At 67.7% G+C, this 22,384-nt stretch carries 22 protein-coding genes and 1 pseudogene; 8 read left to right on the forward strand and 15 right to left on the reverse strand.

Annotation, left to right across the window (positions count from 1 at the left end; translation table 11 throughout):
• Positions 1-88: 88 nt before the first annotated feature.
• The 7 genes from AC3AP7_RS09135 to AC3AP7_RS09165 form a co-directional block, all read right to left on the reverse strand.
• Positions 89-1,369, reverse strand: coding sequence for an MFS transporter (locus tag AC3AP7_RS09135; RefSeq protein WP_475763792.1), 1,281 nt, complete (start codon positions 1,367-1,369; stop codon positions 89-91).
• A gap of 564 nt (positions 1,370-1,933) precedes the next feature.
• Positions 1,934-3,322 (reverse strand): replicative DNA helicase, encoded by a 1,389-nt coding sequence (locus tag AC3AP7_RS09140; RefSeq protein ID WP_475763790.1) that lies wholly within the window; start codon positions 3,320-3,322, stop codon positions 1,934-1,936.
• A 146-nt stretch (positions 3,323-3,468) separates the two neighbouring features.
• Positions 3,469-3,921, reverse strand: coding sequence for a 50S ribosomal protein L9 (gene rplI, locus AC3AP7_RS09145; protein ID WP_475763788.1), 453 nt, complete (start codon positions 3,919-3,921; stop codon positions 3,469-3,471).
• A gap of 26 nt (positions 3,922-3,947) precedes the next feature.
• Positions 3,948-4,223, reverse strand: coding sequence for a 30S ribosomal protein S18 (gene rpsR / locus AC3AP7_RS09150; protein WP_012400321.1), 276 nt, complete (start codon positions 4,221-4,223; stop codon positions 3,948-3,950).
• Between the two features lie 2 nt (positions 4,224-4,225).
• A complete protein-coding gene (gene priB / locus AC3AP7_RS09155; RefSeq protein WP_475763786.1) occupies positions 4,226-4,525 on the reverse strand; it encodes a primosomal replication protein N in 300 nt (99 codons plus the stop codon).
• 39 nt (positions 4,526-4,564) lie between these two features.
• Positions 4,565-4,939 (reverse strand): 30S ribosomal protein S6, encoded by a 375-nt coding sequence (gene rpsF / locus AC3AP7_RS09160; protein ID WP_475763785.1) that lies wholly within the window; start codon positions 4,937-4,939, stop codon positions 4,565-4,567.
• A gap of 202 nt (positions 4,940-5,141) precedes the next feature.
• Entirely contained in the window at positions 5,142-6,053 is a 912-nt protein-coding gene (locus tag AC3AP7_RS09165; protein ID WP_475763784.1) for a substrate binding domain-containing protein, read from the reverse strand.
• A 207-nt stretch (positions 6,054-6,260) separates the two neighbouring features.
• On the opposite strand from AC3AP7_RS09165, the gene gcl reads away from it, so the two are divergent.
• The 3 genes from gcl to AC3AP7_RS09180 all read left to right on the forward strand — a co-directional run bounded on the left by gcl (position 6,261) and on the right by AC3AP7_RS09180 (position 9,917).
• Positions 6,261-8,036 (forward strand): glyoxylate carboligase, encoded by a 1,776-nt coding sequence (gene gcl / locus AC3AP7_RS09170; protein WP_475763782.1) that lies wholly within the window; start codon positions 6,261-6,263, stop codon positions 8,034-8,036.
• Between the two features lie 95 nt (positions 8,037-8,131).
• On the forward strand, positions 8,132-8,941 hold the full coding sequence (gene hyi / locus AC3AP7_RS09175) for a hydroxypyruvate isomerase (protein WP_475763781.1): 810 nt from the start codon (positions 8,132-8,134) through the stop codon (positions 8,939-8,941).
• Positions 8,942-9,002: 61 nt separating this feature from the next.
• Positions 9,003-9,917, forward strand: a complete 915-nt coding sequence (locus tag AC3AP7_RS09180; protein ID WP_475763779.1) for a 2-hydroxy-3-oxopropionate reductase — start codon at positions 9,003-9,005, stop codon at positions 9,915-9,917.
• A gap of 262 nt (positions 9,918-10,179) precedes the next feature.
• Here the strand turns inward: AC3AP7_RS09180 and AC3AP7_RS09185 are convergent, their stop codons facing one another.
• From AC3AP7_RS09185 to AC3AP7_RS09205, 5 genes are all read right to left on the reverse strand, one after another.
• On the reverse strand, positions 10,180-11,601 hold the full coding sequence (locus AC3AP7_RS09185; protein WP_475763777.1) for a UbiA family prenyltransferase: 1,422 nt from the start codon (positions 11,599-11,601) through the stop codon (positions 10,180-10,182).
• Positions 11,602-11,728: 127 nt separating this feature from the next.
• Positions 11,729-12,157 (reverse strand): GtrA family protein, encoded by a 429-nt coding sequence (locus tag AC3AP7_RS09190; RefSeq protein WP_475763775.1) that lies wholly within the window; start codon positions 12,155-12,157, stop codon positions 11,729-11,731.
• Positions 12,158-12,224: 67 nt separating this feature from the next.
• A complete protein-coding gene (locus AC3AP7_RS09195; RefSeq protein ID WP_475763773.1) occupies positions 12,225-12,965 on the reverse strand; it encodes an SDR family oxidoreductase in 741 nt (246 codons plus the stop codon).
• The gene (locus AC3AP7_RS09200) at positions 12,962-14,278 is read right to left on the reverse strand and encodes an FAD-binding oxidoreductase (protein WP_475768004.1); all 1,317 of its coding nucleotides are present in this window, start codon (positions 14,276-14,278) and stop codon (positions 12,962-12,964) included. Before AC3AP7_RS09200 ends, AC3AP7_RS09195 begins: the two co-directional genes overlap by 4 nt.
• Positions 14,279-14,607: 329 nt before the next feature.
• The gene (locus AC3AP7_RS09205; RefSeq protein WP_475763771.1) at positions 14,608-15,648 is read right to left on the reverse strand and encodes an asparaginase; all 1,041 of its coding nucleotides are present in this window, start codon (positions 15,646-15,648) and stop codon (positions 14,608-14,610) included.
• 127 nt (positions 15,649-15,775) lie between these two features.
• Between AC3AP7_RS09205 and lexA the strand changes: the two genes are divergently transcribed.
• The 3 genes and pseudogenes from lexA to AC3AP7_RS09220 all read left to right on the forward strand — a co-directional run bounded on the left by lexA (position 15,776) and on the right by AC3AP7_RS09220 (position 17,635).
• Positions 15,776-16,426 (forward strand): transcriptional repressor LexA, encoded by a 651-nt coding sequence (gene lexA / locus AC3AP7_RS09210; protein ID WP_475763769.1) that lies wholly within the window; start codon positions 15,776-15,778, stop codon positions 16,424-16,426.
• A 216-nt stretch (positions 16,427-16,642) separates the two neighbouring features.
• Positions 16,643-16,840, forward strand: a pseudogene (locus AC3AP7_RS09215) (hypothetical protein); the annotation flags it as partial.
• Positions 16,841-16,969: 129 nt separating this feature from the next.
• Positions 16,970-17,635, forward strand: coding sequence for a DUF2939 domain-containing protein (locus tag AC3AP7_RS09220; RefSeq protein WP_475763767.1), 666 nt, complete (start codon positions 16,970-16,972; stop codon positions 17,633-17,635).
• Positions 17,636-17,750: 115 nt separating this feature from the next.
• Here the strand turns inward: AC3AP7_RS09220 and AC3AP7_RS09225 are convergent, their stop codons facing one another.
• Positions 17,751-18,227: a universal stress protein gene (locus AC3AP7_RS09225; RefSeq protein WP_475763765.1), complete on the reverse strand. Its 477-nt coding sequence runs from the start codon at positions 18,225-18,227 to the stop codon at positions 17,751-17,753.
• A 255-nt stretch (positions 18,228-18,482) separates the two neighbouring features.
• Between AC3AP7_RS09225 and nodI the strand changes: the two genes are divergently transcribed.
• Both nodI and AC3AP7_RS09235 read left to right on the forward strand, forming a co-directional pair.
• Entirely contained in the window at positions 18,483-19,397 is a 915-nt protein-coding gene (gene nodI / locus AC3AP7_RS09230) for a nodulation factor ABC transporter ATP-binding protein NodI (protein ID WP_475763763.1), read from the forward strand.
• Between the two features lie 38 nt (positions 19,398-19,435).
• Positions 19,436-20,263: an ABC transporter permease gene (locus AC3AP7_RS09235; protein ID WP_475763761.1), complete on the forward strand. Its 828-nt coding sequence runs from the start codon at positions 19,436-19,438 to the stop codon at positions 20,261-20,263.
• A gap of 277 nt (positions 20,264-20,540) precedes the next feature.
• On the opposite strand, the gene AC3AP7_RS09240 is transcribed toward AC3AP7_RS09235, so the two are convergent.
• Both AC3AP7_RS09240 and AC3AP7_RS09245 read right to left on the reverse strand, forming a co-directional pair.
• Positions 20,541-20,963 (reverse strand): hypothetical protein, encoded by a 423-nt coding sequence (locus tag AC3AP7_RS09240; protein WP_475763759.1) that lies wholly within the window; start codon positions 20,961-20,963, stop codon positions 20,541-20,543.
• 162 nt (positions 20,964-21,125) lie between these two features.
• Positions 21,126-22,199, reverse strand: a complete 1,074-nt coding sequence (locus AC3AP7_RS09245) for a permease (protein ID WP_475768002.1) — start codon at positions 22,197-22,199, stop codon at positions 21,126-21,128.
• Between the last annotated feature and the right edge of the window lie 185 nt (positions 22,200-22,384).

Raw genomic sequence — 22,384 nt, forward strand, 5'->3', positions numbered from 1 at the left:
GTCCAGTCAGATACGTCCGGCAACGCCGGGGGTCGTCGATTGTGTGTGCGTGGAAACGCGCTGCAAGAGCGCGTCGCGCGGCGCGGCGCTACGCCTCGCGCAGCGTTGCGCGCGTGTCGCTCGCGCGCGGCGCCCATTCCGGGCGAAACAGCACGGCGGTCGCCGTTGCGCCGATCAGCAGGAAGACGAGAATCACGCTCATCGGCAGGTCGTAGCTGCCGCCGACGTGCAGCAGCCAGCCCGACAGGCTCGCGGCAACGCCGCCCGCCAGACTCGTGGCGATCTGCTGCACGCCCGTGACCAGACCGATCGCCTGCTTCGGAATCAGCGTGAGGCGCGACAGCACGAGGTTGTTCGCGGTCGTCATGCCGAGCAGCGACAGCGACAGCACGTTCCAGAACAGCGCCGCGTCGAGCGAGTGCGCATAGGCGCCGAACAGCACCGTGCATCCGCCGACGAAGCCCGCGATCGTGAACGCCTTGCGCACCCTGAGCGGCGCATGCCCCGCGGCGACGATCCGGTCGGCCGCCCACCCCGCGAGCGCCGCGACGATCGCGATGCCCGCGAAGCTGAAGAACGTGAACACCCCCGACTCGCCGATCGACAGGCCGCGCTGCTCGACCAGATACGCCGGCATCCAGGTCATGCAGAAGAACGTGAAGTAGCCGTAGCAGAAGTTCGTGATCAGGCCGCCCCAGACCACCGGGCTCGACAGGATGCTCGCGAACGTCACCGAGCGCGCCTGCCGGTCCGCCTGCCGCAGCGCGGCTTTCGACGGAAGGTCGTTGCGCACCAGCAGCAGCCAGGGCAGCAGCCACGTCATCCCGACGAGACCGGTGACGATGAACATGAACTTCCACGACGCATGGACGATGAACCACGCCGCAACCGGCGCGCCGAACGCCGGCCCGAACTTGTTGCCCATCGCCAGAATGCCGACCGCAAGACCGTGATGACTTTCGTCGAAGTGATGGCGGATCCAGCGATAACTCGCCGGAATCACGATCGCCTCGGCGACGCCGATCACGAGCCGCAGCACGACGAGGCTTTCGAGCGCCGTCACCGCACCCATCAGCGTGGTCGCGATGCACCAGAGCGCAAAACAGACCGCGTAAGGCCACTTCACGCCGTAACGGTCGGCCACCCAGCCCATCGGCACCTGAAATACGCCGTATGACCAGAAAAAGGCGGCATTGATCCAGCCGCGATCGACATCCGTCAACGCAAAGTGACGGACGAAGTCGGGATCGGCCAGCGTGGATGAAATGCTGGTGCGATCGATGAACGAAATCAGGACGCCGATTGCGAGAAGCGCAAGAACGCTCCATCGGCCGATCTGCGTCTGTCGGTGTGATTTGCCTGTCTCCATGTGTTTCGTCTGTCTGGTTCGAACCTGTCGTGTCGTCCGGTCCCCGCCGCGCCACGCTGGCGCGGCGGATGGACCGCTCTCCGTTTCAGCGCGGCGGCAAGCCGGCGCCGCGCGTGATTGCTTCGTTATCCTCTTTAATCCCGACTCCCGGTGATGGCGTCGTCCCGCTGTCGAAGTCCGGCCTCGGCGGTTGCAGGCGGGCCGGCCGCAGGACTGTCCGGGTCGAGCTGTTCTCCTCGCGGCGGATCGATGCGGACCGATGCGGACCGATACGGATCGACACGGATCGATACGGATCGACGCCGGGAGCGGGCGGGGAGCGTCCGCTCTCCAGCATCGCGCGTCTGGTGAGTACGATAGGCGAGGACCGTGCAGGCGTCCCTACACAAAACGCAGATTCACTGGCACTTTTGGTCAGTGCACCGCCCGCGGCCGCGAACGACGCGCGCAGCGCAAGCGCACCGAGCCTGCCGGGCGGCGCCTGCGCGGATGACAAGGAGAAAGGAGAAGAGTGCGCGGCCGAAAGCCGTCGATTCGCGCGGCGGCCCTGCCGCCGCGCCGGCGTCAGTCGCCGCCGTAGAAATTCTGTGCGCCGGCGAAGTTGTCGAACTTCGTGTATTGACCGTGGAACGTAAGCCGAACCGGTCCGATCGGCCCGTTACGCTGCTTGCCGATGATGATTTCGGCGGTGCCCTTGTCCGGGCTGTCCGGGTTGTAGACTTCGTCCCGGTAGATGAACAGGATCACGTCCGCATCCTGTTCGATTGCGCCGGATTCACGCAGGTCGGACATCACGGGACGCTTGTTTGGCCGCTGTTCGAGGCCCCGGTTCAGCTGCGACAGCGCGATCACCGGCACATCCAGTTCTTTCGCGAGACTCTTGAGCGAGCGCGAGATTTCGGAGATTTCGGTCGCGCGGTTCTCGCCCTGCGACGAACCGCTCATCAGCTGCAGGTAATCGACAATGATGAGCCCGAGCTTGCCGCACTGCCGTGCGAGCCGCCGCGCGCGCGAGCGCAGCTCCATCGGGTTCAGGCCGCCGGTCTCGTCGATGAAGATCTGCGCCTCGCTCATCTTTTGCACCGCGTGCGTGAGCTTCGGCCAGTCCTCGTCGGTCAGGCGTCCGGTGCGCATGCGGTGCTGGTCGAGGCGGCCGACCGAGCCGAGCATCCGCATCGTCAGCTGGGTGCCCGGCATTTCCATTGAGAACACCGCCACCGGCAACCCGTACTCGACCGCGACGTACTCGCCGACATTCATCGAGAACGCCGTTTTACCCATCGACGGGCGTCCCGCGACGATGATCAGCTCGCCGCCGTGCATGCCCGACGTCATCCGGTCGAGGTCGACGAAGCCGGTCGGCGTGCCGGTCACGTCGCTCGGATTCGCGGTGTGATACAGCGTGTCGATCCGCTCGACCACCTGGGTCAGGAGCGGTCCGATTTCGAGGAAACCCTGCGTGCCGCGCGCACCGTCCTCGGCAATCGAAAACACCTTCGACTCGGCCTCGTCCAGCAGTTGCCGGACTTCCTTGCCCTGCGGATTGAACGCGTCGGCCGAGATCTCGTCGGCCACCGACACGAGGCGGCGCAGCACCGCGCGATCGCGCACGATTTCCGCGTACCGGCGGATGTTGGCCGCGCTCGGGGTGTTCTGCGCGAGCGCGTTCAGGTACGCAAGGCCGCCGACGTCGTCGGCCTTGCCGGATGTGGTGAGCGCCTCGAACACGGTCACCACGTCGGCCGGGCGCGTCGCCGCAATCAGCCGGCCGATGTGCTCGTAGATGATGCGGTGGTCGTACCGGTAGAAGTCGCCTTGCGACAGGAAGTCGGCGATCCGGTCCCATGCCGCGTTGTCGAGCAGCAGGCCACCCAGCACCGATTGCTCGGCCTCGATGGAATGGGGCGGGACCTTCAGCGAGTCGAGTTGGGGATCTTTGGACGGTGCGTTCATGGAAAGCGATTATCGGGCAAATCGGTTCGCCGCGACAGGACCGTGCAACGCGCGGGCGAATGAAAAAAACAGGGGCCGGTTTCCCGGCCCCTGCTCTTCGCCGGCCCGCGCGCTGCGCGGGCCGGTCCGTACGACTCGCGCGTGGCTTAGACGTGCTCGCCCAGCACCGACACCGTCACGTCGACGAGGACGTCGGTGTGCAGCGAAACCTGCACCGGATGGTCGCCGACCATCTTCAGCGGGCCTTCCGGCAGGCGGACCTGCGCCTTTTCCACCACGAAGCCTTGCTTGCCCAGCGCTTCGGCGATGTCGGCGTTCGTCACCGAGCCGAACAGGCGGCCGTCGACGCCGGCCTTCTGTGCGATCTGCACGGTCAGGCCCGCGAGCTTTTCGCCCTGTGCCTGAGCGGCGGCCAGCTTTTCGGCGGCCAGCTTTTCGAGTTCCGCGCGGCGGACTTCGAATTCGGCGATCGCGGCCTTGGTGGCGCGGCGCGCGAGACGGGTCGGGATCAGGAAGTTACGGGCATAGCCGTCCTTCACTTTCACGATGTCGCCGAGGTTGCCCAGATTGACGACTTTTTCCAGAAGAATGATTTGCATTCGGATGCTCCTTGTCGCGTCGTCGGTTAGGCCTTGTGCTGATCGGTATACGGCATCAGCGCGAGGAAACGCGCGCGCTTGATGGCCGTGTCCAGCTGGCGCTGATAGTGCGCCTTGGTACCCGTCAGACGCGCCGGCGTGATCTTGCCGTTCTCGCCGATGAAGTCCTTCAGCGTGTCGATGTCCTTGTAGTCGATCTGCTCGACGCCGGCAGCCGTGAAGCGGCAGAACTTCTTGCGCTTGAAGAGCGGGTTTTGCTGCTGACGACGCTTGTCGAATTTCTTACCAGTCGGGCGGGGCATGTTCAGTCCTTTCCAATGTCCTGCAATGCTGTGATGTGAAACACCAGGGTCTTCGCGTTGCGGCTTTTCTTCGCGAGAAAGCCGGTGAAGAGCGTCTCGACGCCCATCGCACAGCTTTCGAGCTGGCCGCTTGCCTCGCCGGCCGCGACCGCGGGCAGTGTCAGTTCGACCTGCCGGGTGATCCCGGCCTCGACGACTTCACCGCGGTGTTGCAGCGTGCAGCCTGCGATCGGAACGCCGGCGGGGGTATACCGCACCGGTTCGCGTTCGACGACGCTGGCCGTGAGCTGCAGCCGGTTCACGAGAGCGACGCGCTTGCCTGGTGGCTTAAATACGGTGTCTTAAGCCTGCGCTTCGGACGGTTGCGTAGCAGCCGCCTTCTTGGCTTCTTCGCGCTGCACTTCCTTCATCATCGGCGACGGGCCGGTTTCGGCCTTCTTCATCTTGACGATCAGGTGGCGCAGCACGGCGTCGTTGAACTTGAACGCGTGCTCCAGCTCGTCGAGCGTAGCCTGGTCGCACTCGATGTTCATGCAGACGTAGTGAGCCTTCGCGAGTTTCTCGATCATGTAGGCCAGTTGGCGACGGCCCCAGTCTTCGATACGGTGGATCTGGCCACCGTGCGACGTGATCGTGCCCTTGTAACGCTCGATCATGGCGGGCACCTGCTCGCTCTGATCGGGATGCACGATGAAGACGATTTCGTAATGACGCATACACACTCCTTGTGGATAAAAGCCACCCGGGCGTCGGAACCGGTGCGGCAAGTGAGAAGCCCAAAATTATAGCCGGATCAAGTCGCCCCCGCAACAGGTTTTGCGCATTTCCGTCCAGATTCGGGCGTGTTTTCAACGGCTTAGCCCCACGGCCCGGCCGCCGCCGGCTGCCGCGCATGCGCCCGCCGCGACGGCGGCGCCGTTACGCCTCGCCGCGCCAGTAGCCGGGCCGTGCGTAGACTTCCTTCAGATAGTCGATGAAATAGCGCACCCGCGCCGGCACGTAGCGCTGCTGCGGGTAGACCGCGAGGATGTCGTAATCCGGCAGCGCGAACTCGTCGAGCACCGTCTCGAGCTCGCCGCGCGCGAGCTGCTCCTCGATCTCCCACGTCGAGCGCCAGCCGAGGCCGAGCCCCTCCGAGACCCAGCGGTGCAGCAGTTCGCCGTCGTTGCAGTCGAGCGTGCCGCCGACCCGCACCGTCACCAGCTTGCCCGCGCGGCGGAAGTACCAGCCGCGGTTCTGGCCGCCCTGCAGATTGAATGCGAGGCAGTTGTGCGCCGGCAGGTCTTCGAGGGTCGCGGGCTTGCCGTGCTCGCGGAAATACGCGGGCGTGCCGCAGACCACGCGCCGGTTCGACGCGAGCTTCACCGCGACGAAGTTCGGATCGACCGCGCCGCCAATGCGGATCGACAGGTCGTAGCCCTCGCGCACGAGGTCGACCACCCGGTCGGTCAGGTTGAACGAGAGCTGCAGCTCCGGCTTGTCCGCGAGAAACGCCGGCGCGAGCGGCGCGACGTGCTTGCGGCCGAAGGCGGCGGGCGCGGACACGATCAGGTGCCCGCTCACCGCGCGGCGGCCGGCCGCCAGTTCGTTTTCCGCCTGCTCCCAGTCGGTCAGCAGGCCGCGGCAGCGTTCGAGGAACGCGGCGCCCTGCTCGCTCACGACGAGCCGGCGCGTCGAGCGGTACATCAGCTTCACGCCGAGACGCTTTTCGAGCGCGTCGATGCGCCGCCCGAGGATCACCGGCGAGACGCCCTCTTCGAGCGCCGCCGCCGCGAGGCTGCCGGCCTCGGCGACCCGCACGAAGGTCTCGATCTGTTTGAAGCGGTCCATCTCGTCTCCTCGCGGGGCCACGCGGCGCGCCCGCCGGGCGCGGCGGCGCCCGTGGCGGGCGGCTGCGGACAGCCCCCAATTTCATCGTCATTCCATACTTTTTGTTGCGTAACACGCGACTGCTACTGATCTTATCAAACCTTTCGGTAACGCCTAAAGTCCTCATCAACCCCATTGATCCGCATTGCAGACTGACAGGAGACATTCATGGCCAAGATGAGAGCCGTTGACGCCGCCGTGCTGGTGCTCGAAAAAGAAGGCATCGAAACCGCCTTCGGCGTGCCGGGCGCCGCGATCAACCCGTTCTATTCGGCGATGCGCCGCGCCGGCAACATCAGCCACGTGCTGGCCCGTCACGTCGAGGGCGCCTCGCACATGGCCGAAGGCTACACGCGGGCCCGTCCGGGCAACATCGGCGTGTGCATCGGCACCTCGGGCCCCGCCGGCACCGACATGATCACTGGTCTCTACTCCGCCCAGGCCGACTCGATTCCGATTCTCGCGATCACCGGCCAGGCGCCGCGCGCGCGCCTGTACAAGGAAGACTTCCAGGCCGTCGACATCGAGTCGATCGCCAAGCCGGTCACGAAGTGGGCGGTGACGGTGCGCGAGCCGGCGCTGGTGCCGCGCGCGTTCCAGCAGGCGTTCCACCTGATGCGCTCGGGCCGCCCGGGTCCGGTGCTGATCGACCTGCCGATCGACGTGCAGCTCGCCGAGATCGAGTTCGACATCGACACCTACGAGCCGCTGCCGGTCTACAAGCCGAAGGCGACGCGCAAGCAGATCGAGGCGGCGCTCACGCTGCTGAACGACGCCGAGCGTCCGCTGATCGTGTCGGGCGGCGGCGTGCTCAACGCGGCGGCCGAGGACCTGCTCGTGCAGTTCGCCGAGACGCTCGGCGTGCCGGTGATTCCGACGCTGATGTCGTGGGGCGCGATCCCCGACGACCATCCGCTGATGGCCGGCATGGTCGGCCTGCAGACCTCGCACCGCTACGGCAACGCGACGATGCTCGCCTCCGACTTCGTGCTCGGCATCGGCAACCGCTGGGCGAACCGCCACACCGGCAGCGTCGAGGTCTACACGAAGGGCCGCAAGTTCGTGCACGTCGACATCGAGCCCACGCAGATCGGCCGCGTGTTCGGCCCGGATCTGGGCATCGTGTCCGACGCGAAGGCCGCGCTCGAACTGTTCGTCGAAGTGGCGCGCGAATGGAAGGCCGCGGGCAAGCTGAAAGACCGCGGCGCGTGGGTCGCCGACTGCCAGGAGCGCAAGCGCACGATGCAGCGCAAGACGCACTTCGACAACGTGCCGGTCAAGCCGCAGCGCGTGTACGAGGAAATGAACCGCGTGTTCGGCCGCGATACCTGCTACGTCAGCACGATCGGCCTGTCGCAGATCGCCGCCGCGCAGTTCCTGCACGTGTACAAGGCGCGCAACTGGATCAACTGCGGCCAGGCCGGCCCGCTCGGCTGGACCATTCCGGCTGCGCTCGGCGTGCGCGCCGCGGATCCGCAGCGGCCGATCGTCGCGCTGTCGGGTGACTACGACTTCCAGTTCATGATCGAGGAACTCGCGGTCGGTGCGCAATTCAAGCTGCCGTACGTGCACGTGGTCGTGAACAACTCGTACCTCGGGCTGATCCGCCAGGCCCAGCGCGCGTTCGAGATGGACTACTGCGTGCAGCTCGCGTTCGACAACGTGAATGCGCCGGAAGTGAACGGCTACGGCGTGGACCACGTCGCGGTCGCCGAAGGCCTCGGCTGCAAGGCGCTCCGCGTGTTCAAGCCGGAGGAGCTGGAGCCGGCGCTGCGCAAGGCGCAGTCGATGCTCGGCGAGTTCGGCGTGCCGGTGGTCGTCGAAGTGATCCTCGAACGTGTGACGAACATTTCGATGGGCACCGAGATCGACGCGGTCAACGAGTTCGAGGAACTGGCCGGATCGCGTGCCGACGCGCCGACCGCGGTCAGCCTGCTCGACTGAGCACGGCCCCCGCCGACGTATTTCCCGCATCACCTGCGGGGCGCCGCTGCGGCGGCGCCCCGCGTTCCCTGACCGACCAACGAGACTTCCGCACCATGCCGAAATTCGCTGCAAACCTGACGATGCTGTTCAACGAAGTGCCGTTCCTCGACCGCTTTGCCGCGGCTGCGGACGCGGGCTTCACCGCTGTCGAATTCCTGTTTCCGTACCCGTACAAGGTCGAAGAACTCGCCGAGCGCCTCGAGCGCAACCGGCTGAAGCTCGTGCTGCACAACCTGCCGGCCGGCAACTGGGAAGCCGGCGAGCGCGGCATCGCGTGCCTGCCGGATCGCGTCGCCGAGTTCCAGGAAGGCGTCGGCCGCGCGATCGACTACGCGAAGGCGCTGCGCGTGCCGCAACTGAACTGCCTCGTCGGCATTCCCGGTCCGGGCGTCGACGCGGGCCGCGCGCGCGCGACGATCGTCGAGAACCTGCGCTTCGCCGCCGAGGCGCTCAAGCGCGAAGGCATCCGGCTGCTGGTCGAGCCGTGCAATTCGTACGACATCCCGGGCTTCGCGCTGAACCGCTCGGCCGACGGGCTCGACGTGATCCGCGCGGTCGGCTCGGACAACCTGTTCCTGCAGTACGACATCTATCACATGCAACGGATGGAGGGCGAACTGGCCGCCACGATCCGCAAGAACATCGCGTCGATCGGACACGTCCAGCTTGCCGACAACCCGGGCCGCCACGAGCCCGGCACGGGCGAGATCAATTACCCGTTCCTGTTCGAGCTGCTCGATTCGCTCGGCTACGACGGCTACGTCGGCTGCGAGTACAAGCCGCGCACGACGACCGCCGAGGGTCTCGGCTGGGTGCAGCGCATCGCCGGCCAGACGCGCGGCGCAGCCCACGCAGCCGCCTGATACGCGGCGCAGGAGACTCAGGCGGGCACTCGCCCCCCCATCCACCACGGAGATTCAACACATGGCAAAGATTGGTTTCATTGGCCTCGGCATCATGGGCTCGCACATGGCGCGCAACCTGCTCAAGGGCGGCCACTCGCTGTTCGTGAACGGCGCCTTCCCGGTTCCCGAGGATCTCGCCGGCAGCGCGACCGTGACGACCGTCGCGAACTCGACCGCGGTTGCACAGGCCGCGGACGTGATCATCATCATGGTGCCGGACACGCCGGACGTCGCGAACGTGCTGTTCGCCGATGACGGCGTCGCGAAGGGCCTGAGCGCGGGCAAGCTGGTGATCGACATGAGCTCGATCTCGCCGCTCGACACGCAGGGCTTCGCGAAGCAGATCAATGCGCTCGGCTGCGACTACCTCGACGCGCCGGTCTCGGGCGGCGAAGTCGGCGCACGCGAGGCGACGCTCACGATCATGGTCGGCGGCCCGGAAAAGTCGTTCGCCGCCGCGAAGCCGCTGTTCGAGCTGATGGGCAAGAACGTCTCGCTGATCGGCGAGAACGGCGCAGGCCAGACCTGCAAGGTCGCGAACCAGATCATCGTCGCGCTGAACATCGAAGCGGTCGCCGAAGCGCTGCTGTTCGCCGCACGCTCGGGCGCCGATCCGGAACGCGTGCGCCGCGCGCTGATGGGCGGCTTCGCGTCGTCGCGCATTCTCGAAGTGCACGGCGAGCGGATGACGAAGCGCACGTTCGATCCGGGCTTCCGGATCGAGCTGCACCAGAAGGATCTGAACCTCGCGATCGACGGCGCGCGCAAGCTCGGCATCGCGCTGCCGCACACCGCGAGCGCCCAGCAGCTGTTCAGCGTCTGCGCGGCGAACGGCGGCAAGGCGTGGGATCACTCCGCGATGATCCGCGCGCTCGAAATCATGGCGAACTTCGAAATCGCCGAAGCGCCGGCCAAGGCGGCCAAGGCCGCCTGAGCACACGGCAGCACAACCCGCAGCACAACAGCAGGACAGCGGCCGCCGCGCGGCGGCCGGCAGGTGGGGCGTCCGGTGTCGCGCGCGCAGCTAGGCGCGCGGCACCGGACAAATCGCGCCGCTCTGGGCTGAGAGCGGCGAGTGGGGTCCGCAGCGGCACCCGGCGGCGCCGGGGAAGCCTTGGTCGGTCAGACGTCGTCGTCGGGTGTCCGTCTGTCGGATTGCACACAGTCATCGAAGCGGCGCGCCCAGCGCCGCGCGGCTACATCGCAAGTATCATGCTCGCCGCGCACAGCCCGATCACCGCCACGCTCACGCGATCCTTGAAAGCGAACACGATCGGATCGTCGTGCATCTGCCCGCGGAACGCGAACATCCAGATCCGGCTGACCCAGTAGAGCGTCAGCGCGAACACCGCCCACAATCCCTGTGGATGCCGGTAGAGCAGCTTTAACTCGGGCGAATTCAGATAGAGCGCGAGCACCAGCACCGCCAGATACGCGGACGCGGTGCCGAACGAGCGCAGGATCGAGATGTCCTGCGCGATATAGCCGCGCCCCGCCGCTTCGGTCTTGCCCTGGCGCAAGATGCCGTCGAGCTCGACGTAGCGCTTGACCATCGCGAGACTCAGAAAGATCGGCACGCAAAAGAGAATCAGCCAGTACGACAGCGCGATGCCGTCGGCCGTGCCGCCGGCGATCACGCGTACCGTGTACAGGCACGCGAGCGTGAACACGTCGACGAGCGCCATGCGCTTCAGGCTGAACGAATACGCGACCGTGGCGGCCAGGTACGCGGCCAGCACCGCGCCGAAATGCCAGGGCAGCAGCAGCGCGAGGCCCGCGCCCGCCGCGAGCAGCAGCACCGTCATCACGATGCCGAACGACAGCGGCAGACTGCCCGATGCGAACGGACGGCTGCGCTTGCGCGCATGCCGGCGGTCGGCGTCGAGATCGAGCATGTCGTTCAGCAGATAGACCGACGACGCACACAGGCTGAACGACGCAAACGCAATGCCGGCCGCGACGAGCGCGCCGACGTCGGTGAAGCGGTGCGCGGTGAGCAGCGGCAGGAAGATCAGGATGTTCTTCACCCACTGGTGCACGCGCATTTCCTTCAGCAGCAGCGGCAGCATGCGGCGCTTGCGCTCGAAGAAGATGATCGCCGCGTTGACGCGGCCGGCGGCCGCCGCGATATGCCGGTCGCCGACCACGATCGCGCGCCGCGCCTGGCGCCACACCGGCACGTCCGCGAGCGCGTCGCCGCAGTAGTCGAAGCCGCCGTCGCCGAACTGCTCGACGAGCGCGCGCGCCTTGTTGCGCCCGAGCAGGTTCTGCTCCTCGGTGCTCGCGAGCACGCCGTCGAACAGGCCGAAATGCTCCGCGACCTGATTCGCGAAGCGCCGGTTCGACGCGGTGCACAGATACAGCGGGCGGCCCGCCGAGTGCTCCTCGCGCAGATAGTCCACGAGCTGCGTGTTGTACGGCAGCACGCCGACGTCGATCGTCACGCGCCGCGCGATCTGCTCTTTCATGTAGGCCTTGCCGTGCACGATCCAGCGCAGGCACAGGAAAATCGCCAGCGGATTGTTCTTCAGCAGGACCAGCAGTCCTTCGAGCAGAAAGTCGGTCCGCGTCAGCGTGCCGTCGAGATCCACGCACAGTGGGATCGTTGCGCTCGCCATGTTTATCCCTCGTCGCCTGTCGGTCCGCAGGCCGCCGCGCCGCGCGCGGCGCGCACACCTTGCCTGCCTCTACCCCGCGATGCTAGGGATGCGGCGCGCGGCCCACTGTGCGCCAGCGCACGACCGATCATGCAAACACAAAACGCCGGTCGAGCCGGTATTTGACGACGTAGCCGAGCACGAGCCCGAGCGCGCCGCCCGCGAGGCGCGCCGGCTCCGAGTGGAACAGCGCGTTCGCGCCGAACTCCGCACCCCAGAAGATCGCGGTCGTTGCGCCGCCCATCGCGACGTACAGCACGAAGGTCTTCATTCCGTGCGCGACGCTGCGATGCGCGTAGCGGAAGATCCATGCCTTGTCGAGCGCATACTTGACGACGAGCCCCACCGCGGTGCCGACGCCGACCGACAGCGCGACGGCGGCCGCGCCCCGGTACAGCGCAAATGCGAGCTTCTGGCTCGCGAGATTGGCGACGATCGACAGCGCGGCGAACAGCGCGTACCCGACGACGAGCCGGGTTCCGGTAAACGGCGCACTCAGGCGCTGCGGGTTCAACACGCGAATCCTCCCGGCAAGCGAAACGTGGCGCGCCGACGGCGCGCGGCGGACAGTGCGCGCGCGGACCTCACAGCGGCGCGCGCTTGAAGACGAAGCCGGGCAACGCGCGGATCACGAGCATGATGCCCGCCCAGAACCACGGCGTGTACAGCGAATCCCGGCCGCGCGCGATCGCGCGCACGATGTCCGCCGCGACCCGCTCCGGCGACGCGACAAGCGGGCCCGGCAGCGCGAGGCCGGCGGTCATCGGCGTATCGACGAAGCCGGGCTTGATCGTCAGCACCCGCACGCCGCACTTGAACAGCCGCGCGCGCAAGCCCTCGCAAAACGTCGTGACCGCCGCCTTCGCGGCGCCGTACACGTAGTTCGACGCGCGGCCGCGGTCGCCCGCCACCGACGAAATCACCGCGATCGTGCCGCTGCGCTGCGCCTCGAACACGTTCGCGAGCAGCGTGAGCAGCGCGATCGTCGACAGCGCGTTGGTGGACAGCTCGCGCATCGCCGCCTCGACGTCGCGCTCGCATTCGGCCTGATCCGAGAGCGTGCCGTGCGCGATCAGCACGATGTCGATCTGCCCGAGCGCGGCGCGGCACGCGGCGAGCATCGCCGGATGCGCGTCGCGCGCGGTGAGATCGAGCGCACAGGTGAAGGTTTCGCGCGCGCCGCGCACGCGCAGGTCTTGCGCAAGCTGGTCGAGCCGCGCCGCGTGACGCCCGGCGAGAAACAGGCGCGCGCCCTGCGCGGCCCAGCGCCGCGCGCAGGCGAGCGCGATGGCGGACGTCGCCCCGACGATCAGAACGTTCTTCATGACTGTGTGGTCCGTTTCCAGAAGCGCGACATCAACGCCGGGTCGCGCAGTGTTTCGAGGGTTTGCCATGCCGGATAGGCCGCGCGGAAATCGGCCCCGCTCATGTGGGCGTCCTTCGCGGGGTACTGGCGGCCGCCGGCCTCGCGCACGATCGCATCGAGCCGCGCAAACAGCTCCGCGTTCGCACGTTCGTGCTGCGGGAAATCGAGCGCGAGCGACACCCCGGGCATCGGGAACGACAGCAGCCCCGGCGACACCCGCGTGCCGCAGCGCTTGAGCACCGCGAGAAAGGAGCCCGCGCCGCTCTTCGCGATCGCCGCGAGCATCGCCCGCAGCGCATCGCGCGCGGCCGCATCCGGAAGCACGCACTGATGCTGCTGGAACCCGCGCCGTCCGTACATGCGGTTCCAGTTGCGCACGCCGTCGAGCGGATAGAAGAAACGCGCGAAGTCGACCCGGCTCTCGCGTGCGGCCTGCGCGTGGCGCCAGTAGTAATGCGCATTGAACGCCTTGATCGTGAAGCGGTTCACCGGCGAGCACGGCGGCGTGAACGGCACGTTGCGCCTGCGCGCGGCCGGCAGCGTGAAGTCGCCGTCGTCCGCGTGGTCGCCGGCCAGATAGATGCCGCGCCCGAGGGCCGCGCCGCCGCTCAGGCAATCGACCCACGCAACGCCGTACTCGTGCCGCGCATCGTACTCGGCCGACACCTGCAGAAACGCGTCCAGATTCGCGAGCGGCACGCTCGTCTGCGTGATGTAGGCGGAGCCGGCCCGCATCAGCTGGATCTCGACCCACGCGACGATCCCGGTCAGCCCGAGGCCGCCGATCGTCGCGCGAAACAGCGCCGTGTTTTCGTCGGGCGCGCATTCGAGCGCGCCGCGATCGGAGCGCACCAGCGCGAAGCGCCGCACGTGCGCGCCGAACGTGCCGCGCACATGATGGTTCTTGCCGTGCACGTCGTTGGCGACCGCGCCGCCGAGCGTGACGAACTGCGTGCCGGGCGTGACGGGCAGCATCCAGCCGCGCGGCACCGCGAGCGCGAGCACTTCGCCGAGCGTGACGCCAGCTTCGGCGCGCACGACGCCCTGTTCCCAGTCGGCGGCGATGAAGCGGTCGAGTCCGCGCAACTGCAGCACGTGATCGGTGGCCGCGAGACAACTGTCGCCATAGCTGCGGCCGTTGCCGAACGGCAGCGTGGTGCCGAAGCGTTCGCGCGCGAGCGCGAGCGCGGCCTCGATGCCGTCGCGCCAGCCGGGCCGGCAAGGGAACTGGAGCGCATACGGATAACGCCCCCACGACTGGAGCTTCGACACGCTCATCACGAATCGCGCCACGCAAAGAGGAAAATGGACGAAGCGGATCGTAGACGGCCGCACGCGCCGCCACTGTCTGCTAGCTCACATTCGTTCGCGTTTTGCCAGGATGGCCGGGAGCGTGTCGCGTTTCATTGGGGTTGCGGGTTGCGGGTTGCGGGTCGTGAATTCTGGGCTGTGGGCCGTGAGCGACGCGGGCATGGGGCGGCACACGCAGGAGCGCCCCAATACACAGGAGTACTGTGCACTGTACGCCCACGCAGACGGGCGCCCGCCCCCTCTTTCCGCGAGCCCGACCGACCGGGCGGGCGCAGCGCCCGCCTCGCGCGTCAGTACGTGTCGAACACCTGCTGCAGCGCGTCGGCCCCAGCCACGCCCGCTGCGAGTGCCAGCATCAGCAGCACCCGCGCCTTGTACGGATTGAGCGAGCCCGCGCTCACGAAGCCGAGCGCATCGTCGGGCGCCGCGCCGTTGCGCATCACGTGGCCCGATCCGACACGCGACGCGCGCACCACCGCGACGCCCGCCTTCGCCGCTTCGGCCAGCGCCTGCTGCACGGTAGCGTGAATCGAGCCGTTGCCTGTGCCGGCGACGACGATGCCGCGCACGCCCGCGGCGACAAGCGCATCGACCGCGACGCGCGACGCCCCCGCATAGCTCGTGACGACCTCGACGGCCGGCCAGTCGTCGCCGGCCGCGAACCCGCCCGGGAGCGGATGCGCGCGCACGACCCCGCGCTGGAACTCGACGCGGCCATCCTGCACCCAGCCGAGCGCGCCGACCTCGGGCGACTGGAACGCGTCCACCGCATAGGTGCTGACCTTGACGACGTCGCGCGCGCTGTGAATGCGGTTGTTGAACGCCACCAGCACGCCCTGTCCGGCGGCCGCGGCGCTCGCCGCGACCGTCACCGCGTTCAGCAGGTTCAGCGGGCCGTCGGCCGACAGCGCGGTGGACGGCCGCATCGCCGCGGTCAGCACCACCGGCTTGCGGGTGTGCACGGTGAGGTGCAGCAGGTAAGCGGTTTCTTCGAGCGTATCGGTGCCGTGCGTGATCACGATGGCGTCGATCGCGTCATCCGCCGCGAGCGCGTTCACCCGCGCGGCGAGCAGCGTCCACAGCGCGAGCGCCACGTCCTTGCTGTCGACGCTCGCGACCTGCTCGGGCGCGATCCGCGCGACGCCGGCAAGCGCCGGCACCGCGTCGAGGAGCTGGTTGACGCCGACCACGCCGGCCTGGTAGCCCGCGGTATGGGTCGCGTCGGCCGCGGAGCCGGCGATCGTGCCGCCGGTGGCCAGCACCGCGATGCGCGGCAGGACGCGCGCCGGCGCGGCGGCGTGCGTGGAAGCGGTGGAAGGCGAGGTAGTCATGGCGGCGATTGTAATCGATGCGAGACGGGCCGCGGCACGCTCTGGCGCCGGGGACTTCACGTAACACTTGAAAAGTGCCCGATACTGTATAAAAATACAGTCACCTGTCTATCCATACAGTGGCGCCATGACCAAACTCACCGCACGACAGCAGCAGGTTTTCGATCTGATCCGCCGCGCGATCGAGCGCACGGGCTTTCCGCCCACCCGCGCCGAAATAGCCGCGGAACTCGGCTTCAGCTCGGCGAACTCGGCGGAGGAACATCTGCGCGCGCTCGCGCGCAAGGGCGTGATCGAGCTCGCGGCCGGCGCTTCGCGCGGCATCCGGCTGCTGGCCGGGCAGGACGACGCGCCGCACCAGCTGACGCTGCCGCATGCGGCGCTGCTGCAACTGTCGCTGCCGCTGATCGGCCGCGTCGCGGCGGGCAGCCCGATCCTCGCGCAGGAGCACATCGCGCAGCACTACGCATGCGACCCGGCGCTGTTCTCGAGCAAGCCCGACTACCTGCTGAAAGTCCGCGGGCTGTCGATGCGCGACGCCGGCATCTTCGACGGCGACCTGCTCGCCGTGCAGCGGCGCAGCGAGGCAAAAGACGGGCAGATCATCGTTGCGCGCCTCGGCGACGACGTCACCGTGAAGCGTCTGAAGCGCCGCACGAACGGCATCGAACTGATTGCCGAGAACCCCGATTACGAAAACATCTTCGTCGAGGCCGGCAGTGCAGATTTCGCGCTCGAAGGCATTGCGGTGGGGCTGATCCGTCCCACCGAATTCTGAACCGTCTGAAGAACCGTCTGAACCCTGTCTGAATCCCGTCTGGAGAAACGCATGGAACGCCTTGCCCGCCTGCTGCCCTTTCGCCAGTTCGGCCGTCTGCGTCACCTGCGCGGCGTCGTGCCGTGCGCGCCGCTCGACGCCGGCCCGCCCAGCGGCTCGCTGTTCGATCCGGCGCCCGCGGCCCACCCAGACCGCAGCGTATCGGGCGCACCGCGCACCCCGCCGTCTGCCTTGCCAGCTTTCGCACGCGTGTCGCTGAATGCCGGGCTCCATATGGCGGAGCCGGCGCGCCGCGCGCCGGTGCGCGTGTACCATGGACCGTCGCGCGTCATCATGGTCGGCACGCTGGACGCCGTATGCCGCATGATCGACCGCTGCATTGCAGAGGAAAGCGCGGGCGTCGCGAGCCGCTAACGGACTCCATCACCGCACGCGCCCACCTCGGCCCCGCGTCTGGCCACGTGCCTGACCCTGTGCCTGACCCTGTGTCTGGCTCCGTGTCTGGCTCTACACCTGGCCTCACTTTCTGGAGCGCGCCGTACGATGCCGGTTTCAACCTCAGTTTCACCCGCGGTTTCCACCTCGGCCGCAACCCGAGTCTCACCCCGCGCCAGCCGCGGCTCCACGAAGCCGTTCATTGCGGTTCTCATCGTTGTCGCGCTGGTCGCGATACTGGGTTACGGCTATGCCTCCCCCTATGTCGCGCTCAACCGTCTGAAGCAGGCCGCCGACGCGCGCGATGCGCAAACCGTCAGCGAATACGTGGACTACCCCGCGCTGCGCGAGAGCCTGAAGGAGCAGATCGCGGGCCTCATGACGCGTCGCGTGCACGGCAGCGGCAATCCGTTCGCGGCGCTGGGCGCGATGATCGGCATTGCACTGGTCGGGCCGCTGGTCGATGCCTACGCGACGCCTGCCGGCGTCGCGGCGTTGCTCAACGGCATGCCGCCGAGCGGCAACCCGCAGCAGCGGCCGCCGGACACGGCCCCTTCCGCGGCTGCAGACGCCACGCCAGGCACTGCGGCTACCGGCGCCGCGTCCGTCCCGTCTGAGCCATCTGCGCCGCCGCACACGCACGCGGGCTATCGCAGCCTGAATGAATTCGTCGTCACCTACCAGCATGGCGTGGGCGACGCACGCTACCGCGCGATCTTGCATCGCGAGGGGTGGTTCACCTGGAAGCTGGCGGCCGTCGAACTGGGCGACTAGGCCAAACCCGTCGATCCAAACAACAGCCTAAACAACGGCCCCAACACGGGCCCAGGCAACGGTCCACGCGAGAACGAGAGACCCGCAAGGGCCCAGCCGCGGAGCCGCGCGAGAATCAGGCTGCAGCCTCGGCGGCGGCCTGTTGCTGCTCCTGCGCGGACGAGCACGCCACGAGGATGCTGCACGAAACGCGGTCGAGCAATGGCGTGTTGCCCGCGCCCATCCACCAGCGCGACAGCCCGGTGCGGCAACGGTGCCCGACGACGACGAGGTCCACCTGCAGCTCGCTGGACAGATTCGCAATTTCGTCGATCGGATGACCAAACGCGAAATGCCCCTGCGCCCGCACGCCGCGCTCGGTCAGCCAGTCGACACCCTCCTGCAGGATGTCGCGCGCGGCTTTCTCGAAGCTGCCGCAGGCCACGTCCGTCAGCAGTCCGGCGCTTTGCGCGATGCTCGACCGCATGTCCACCACGGACAGCAGATGCGTCTCCGCCTTCAGGTCCAGCGCCAGATCCGCACCGCAGCGCAACGCCTTGCGGCCCTCGCGCGAGCCGTCGTAGCACAACAGAATTTTCTTGTAGCTCGCCATGATGATCTCCCTTCCGCGCCGATCGCGGTTCTCGTCTCCATCATGGTGCGCCGCAATTCGGCTGGCAAGGGCTGGAAAACGCTAACAGGCGGAGCGCTCCCCGTTGCCCGCCCGGACGAGGCCGCCGCCGGATATCGCAGCGCAACACCCCTGCCCCGGCACGCGGCTCACGCCGCCACCGCCGACAGTACCGCGCCGATGCCCTAGAATGATCAGCCCGACCGGTCTTTCCTGTGTTTCGGACCCTATCGCCCCATGTCAGAAGCCGCTATTGAGTTCCTTCAAGTCCGCAAAAGCTATACCGGTAAGACCGTGGTCGACGACCTGTCGTTCCACGTGCGCGCGGGCGAGTGCTTCGGACTGCTCGGACCGAACGGCGCTGGCAAGACCACCACGCTGAGGATGCTGCTCGGCATCGCTGCTCCGGACGCCGGCACGATCCGGCTGTGCGGCGAACCGATTCCCGCGCGCTCGCGTTTCGCGCGCGCGCGCGTCGGCGTCGTGCCGCAGTTCGACAATCTCGATCCCGACTTCACGGTCCGTGAAAACCTGCTGGTCTTCGGCCGCTACTTCGGACTCAGCACCGCGCAGGCCCGCGCGATGGTGCCCGCGCTGCTCGCGTTCGCGCGCCTCGAAAACAAGGCGGACGCGCGCGTCGGCGAACTGTCGGGCGGCATGAAGCGGCGCCTCACGCTCGCCCGGGCGCTCGTCAACGATCCGGACGTGCTGATCATGGACGAGCCCACCACCGGGCTCGATCCACAGGCACGCCATCTGATCTGGGAACGGCTGCGCTCGCTGCTCGCGCGGGGCAAGACGATCCTGCTCACCACGCATTTCATGGAAGAAGCCGAGCGGCTCTGTCATCGCCTCTGCGTGATCGAGGAAGGGCGCAAGATCGCCGAAGGTGCGCCGGGCGAACTGATCGCCTCCGAAATCGGCTGCGACGTGATCGAGATTTACGGCTCCGACCCGGCCGCGCTGCGCGACGCCCTGGCGCCGCTCGCGCAGCGCACCGAAGTGAGCGGCGAGACGCTCTTCTGCTATGTCAGCGACGCCGAGCCGGTACTGGCGCGCCTGCGGCAGCGCGCCGACCTGCGGTATCTGCACCGCCCGGCGAACCTCGAAGACGTCTTCCTGCGGCTCACCGGCCGCGAAATGCAGGACTGAGCGGCCTGCCCGCTTTCACGCCAAGGAATTTTGCGACCATGGACGCCCGCACCTACGACACCCCCGGTGACGCCCGCCACGCCAGTCCGCCGTTTGCCGCGCTGCCCGCGAACGCCTGCAACTGGATGGCCGTGTGGCGACGCAACTATCTGGTGTGGCGCAAGCTCGCAGCTGCGTCGATGATCGGCAACCTCGCGGACCCGATGATCTATCTGTTCGGGCTCGGCTTCGGCCTCGGGCTGATGGTCGGCCATGTCGACGGCGTGTCGTACATCGCATTTCTCGCGTCGGGGACGGTCGCGTCGAGCGTGATGATGTCGGCAAGCTTCGAAGCGATGTACTCCGGCTTCTCGCGCATGCACGTGCAGCGCACCTGGGAGGCGATCATGCACACGCCGCTCACGCTCGGCGACATCGTGCTCGGCGAAATCGTCTGGGCCGGCAGCAAGGCGATGCTGTCCGGCGCCGCGATCATGCTGGTCGCCGGGGTGCTCGGCTATGCGAGTTTTCCGTCGATGCTGCTCGCGCTGCCGGTCATCATGCTGGCCGGTCTCGCGTTCGCGAGCATCGCGATGATCGTCACCGCGCTCGCGCCGTCCTACGACTTCTTCATGTTCTACCAGACCCTCGCGCTCACGCCGATGATGCTGCTGTGCGGCGTGTTCTTTCCGGTCAGCCAGTTGCCGCCGCTCGTGCAGCACATCACGCAGGTGTTGCCGCTCGCGCATGCGGTGGACCTGATCCGCGCCGCGATGCTCGGCCGTCCGCTCGACGGCGCGGCGCTGCACGTCGCAGTGCTGGCGGCCTGGGTGCTCGTGCCGTTCTATGCGTGCGCGGTGCTGTTCCGGCGCCGGATGATGCGCTGATGGCTGATGCGCTGATGGCTGATGCGCTGATGGGCTGATGGCTGATGGGTGAACACGCTTGATGGGTGCCCCCTGATGCGCGAACACGCTTGATGCGCGCCCCCCTGATGCGCTCATGCGCCAACGCGCGAGCGCCCCGGCCGCGACCTGAGATCGATCCGTGCCGGCGTCGCACCATCATGCCTCGTCACGCCGCCACACCTCGCCGCGCGTCATCCCTCGCCGTCATCCCTCGCCGTCATCCCTCGCCGTCATCCCTCGCCGTCATCCCTCGCCGTCATTCCTCGTCATCGCTCCACGGAATCTCGACGTCGGAAATGAAGCCGACCGTCGCGAACGGCCCGCCGTCGTGGCGGCCGCGCTTGCCGTCGGCGCGCTGCCATTCGGTGCGGAACATCGTCTTCGGCTCGTCGGCCAGCAGACGTACCGTGCGCAGTTCGTCGGGGTCGGCTTCCTCGACCGGGCCGTCGAGCGACACCAGCAGTTCCTGCGGCCACAAGCCGCCGGCGGGATCGTAAATGCGATCGCCATCGGGAATCAGCGTGAAGGCTTCCACGCCGATCGTCGCCGATGCATCGACGATCATCTTGCCGAGTGCGCGCAACAACGCGGTCGCGCGCGCCGAGTTCGCCTGACGAATCGCGAGATCGCCGCGCGTGAGCGCCTGTTCGAGTTTCGGATGAGTTTTTTGCTGCGCCATAGCCTGTCCTGATCTTGTGCTGATCTTGTCCTGATTCCAGCCGACCGCCGATTCCGCCGCGGGCCCGGCAACGCGCCGGCGCCACGGGAAGCCGCCCGCGCGCCTGGATGCTTAATGCGAGAAACAACCGTAAAACAACAACCGCAAATGCGGGCGTAAAAACTAGGCGTGGAAACCGAGCGCAAGCGCGAGCATGCCCGCCGCCACGCCGAACCCGACCACCGACACCGCCACCAGCGCGAGCATGCGCGGCGAGAACGAACGCATCAGCATCGCGAGCGACGGCACGCTGACCGGCGGCAGCGTCATCAGCAGCGCACCCGCCGGAGCCACGCCCATGCCGAGCGCCAGCATCGCCTGGATGATCGGCACTTCGCCCGCGGTCGGAATCACGAACAGCATGCCGGCTACCGCGAGCGCGACGATCCAGCCAAACTCGTTGCCGATCGCCGGCCCGACGTGCGGAAAGAGCCACGCGCGCGCCGCGCCGAGCAGCAGCACCAGCACGATGTACTCCGGAATGAGCCGCAGCGCGAGCCGCGCGAACAGGCTCAGCCAGCGCACGAACAGACCGCCGCCGGCCGTCTGCTGCTGCGCGGCGAGCCGCGCCAGCTGCTCGTCGGCGGCGCGCGCTTCGCGCGGCGTGACGAGCCGGTTCACCAGATAGCCGAGCCCGAACACCATCAGCACGCCGAGCACGACGCGCAGCGCAACCCAGTTCCAGCCGAGCACGAAGCCCATGAACACGAGCGTGGCCGGATTGAGCACGGAGTTGCCGAGCCAGAACGCGATCGCGCCACCCGGCGACGCGTGGCGCGCGCGCAGGCCGACCACGACCGGCGCGGCGCAACAGGTGCACATCATCCCGGGTATCGCCAGCAGGCCGCCCGCGGCGACGCTGCCAAAGCCGGTCCGTCCGAGCACGCGCGCGATCCACTGCACCGGCAGCAGCACCTGCACCGCCGAGCCGAGCAGCAGGCCGAGCACCATCGCCTGCCAGATCGCCTTGCCATAGACAAGCGCATAGCCATACGCGGCCGCGAGCGACGGCGCGGGCGGGCTCGCGTCCTTGCCCATCAGGATCGAGTTGCCGATCGAATGGGTCGCCGCCGCCGTGAACGCGCGGTGATAGTAAGGAGACCATTTGACATAGAACAGGCCGATCACTGCGACCAGCAGGAAAAGCAGGAACGGCGGCCAGTTCGAGGCGGGGCGGGACGGATGGGTCGTGTTCATCATCGCTCGGGTCGGGAACGGATTCGAAAAAGGCAAGCCTCAGGGTTTGCCGACGGTTCCAGCGTGCTGCTCAAAGCCGCTCGCGCCGGCGCACGCGTCGCCCGGCAGCCGGTCCGGAGCACCGGACGGCGCAGGGGCTGGCGCGTGTGCCTGAAGCTGCGGTGAAACCCGCGCTGGCGCGCCTC

This window comes from Paraburkholderia sp. PAMB 6770 (assembly GCF_057748135.1).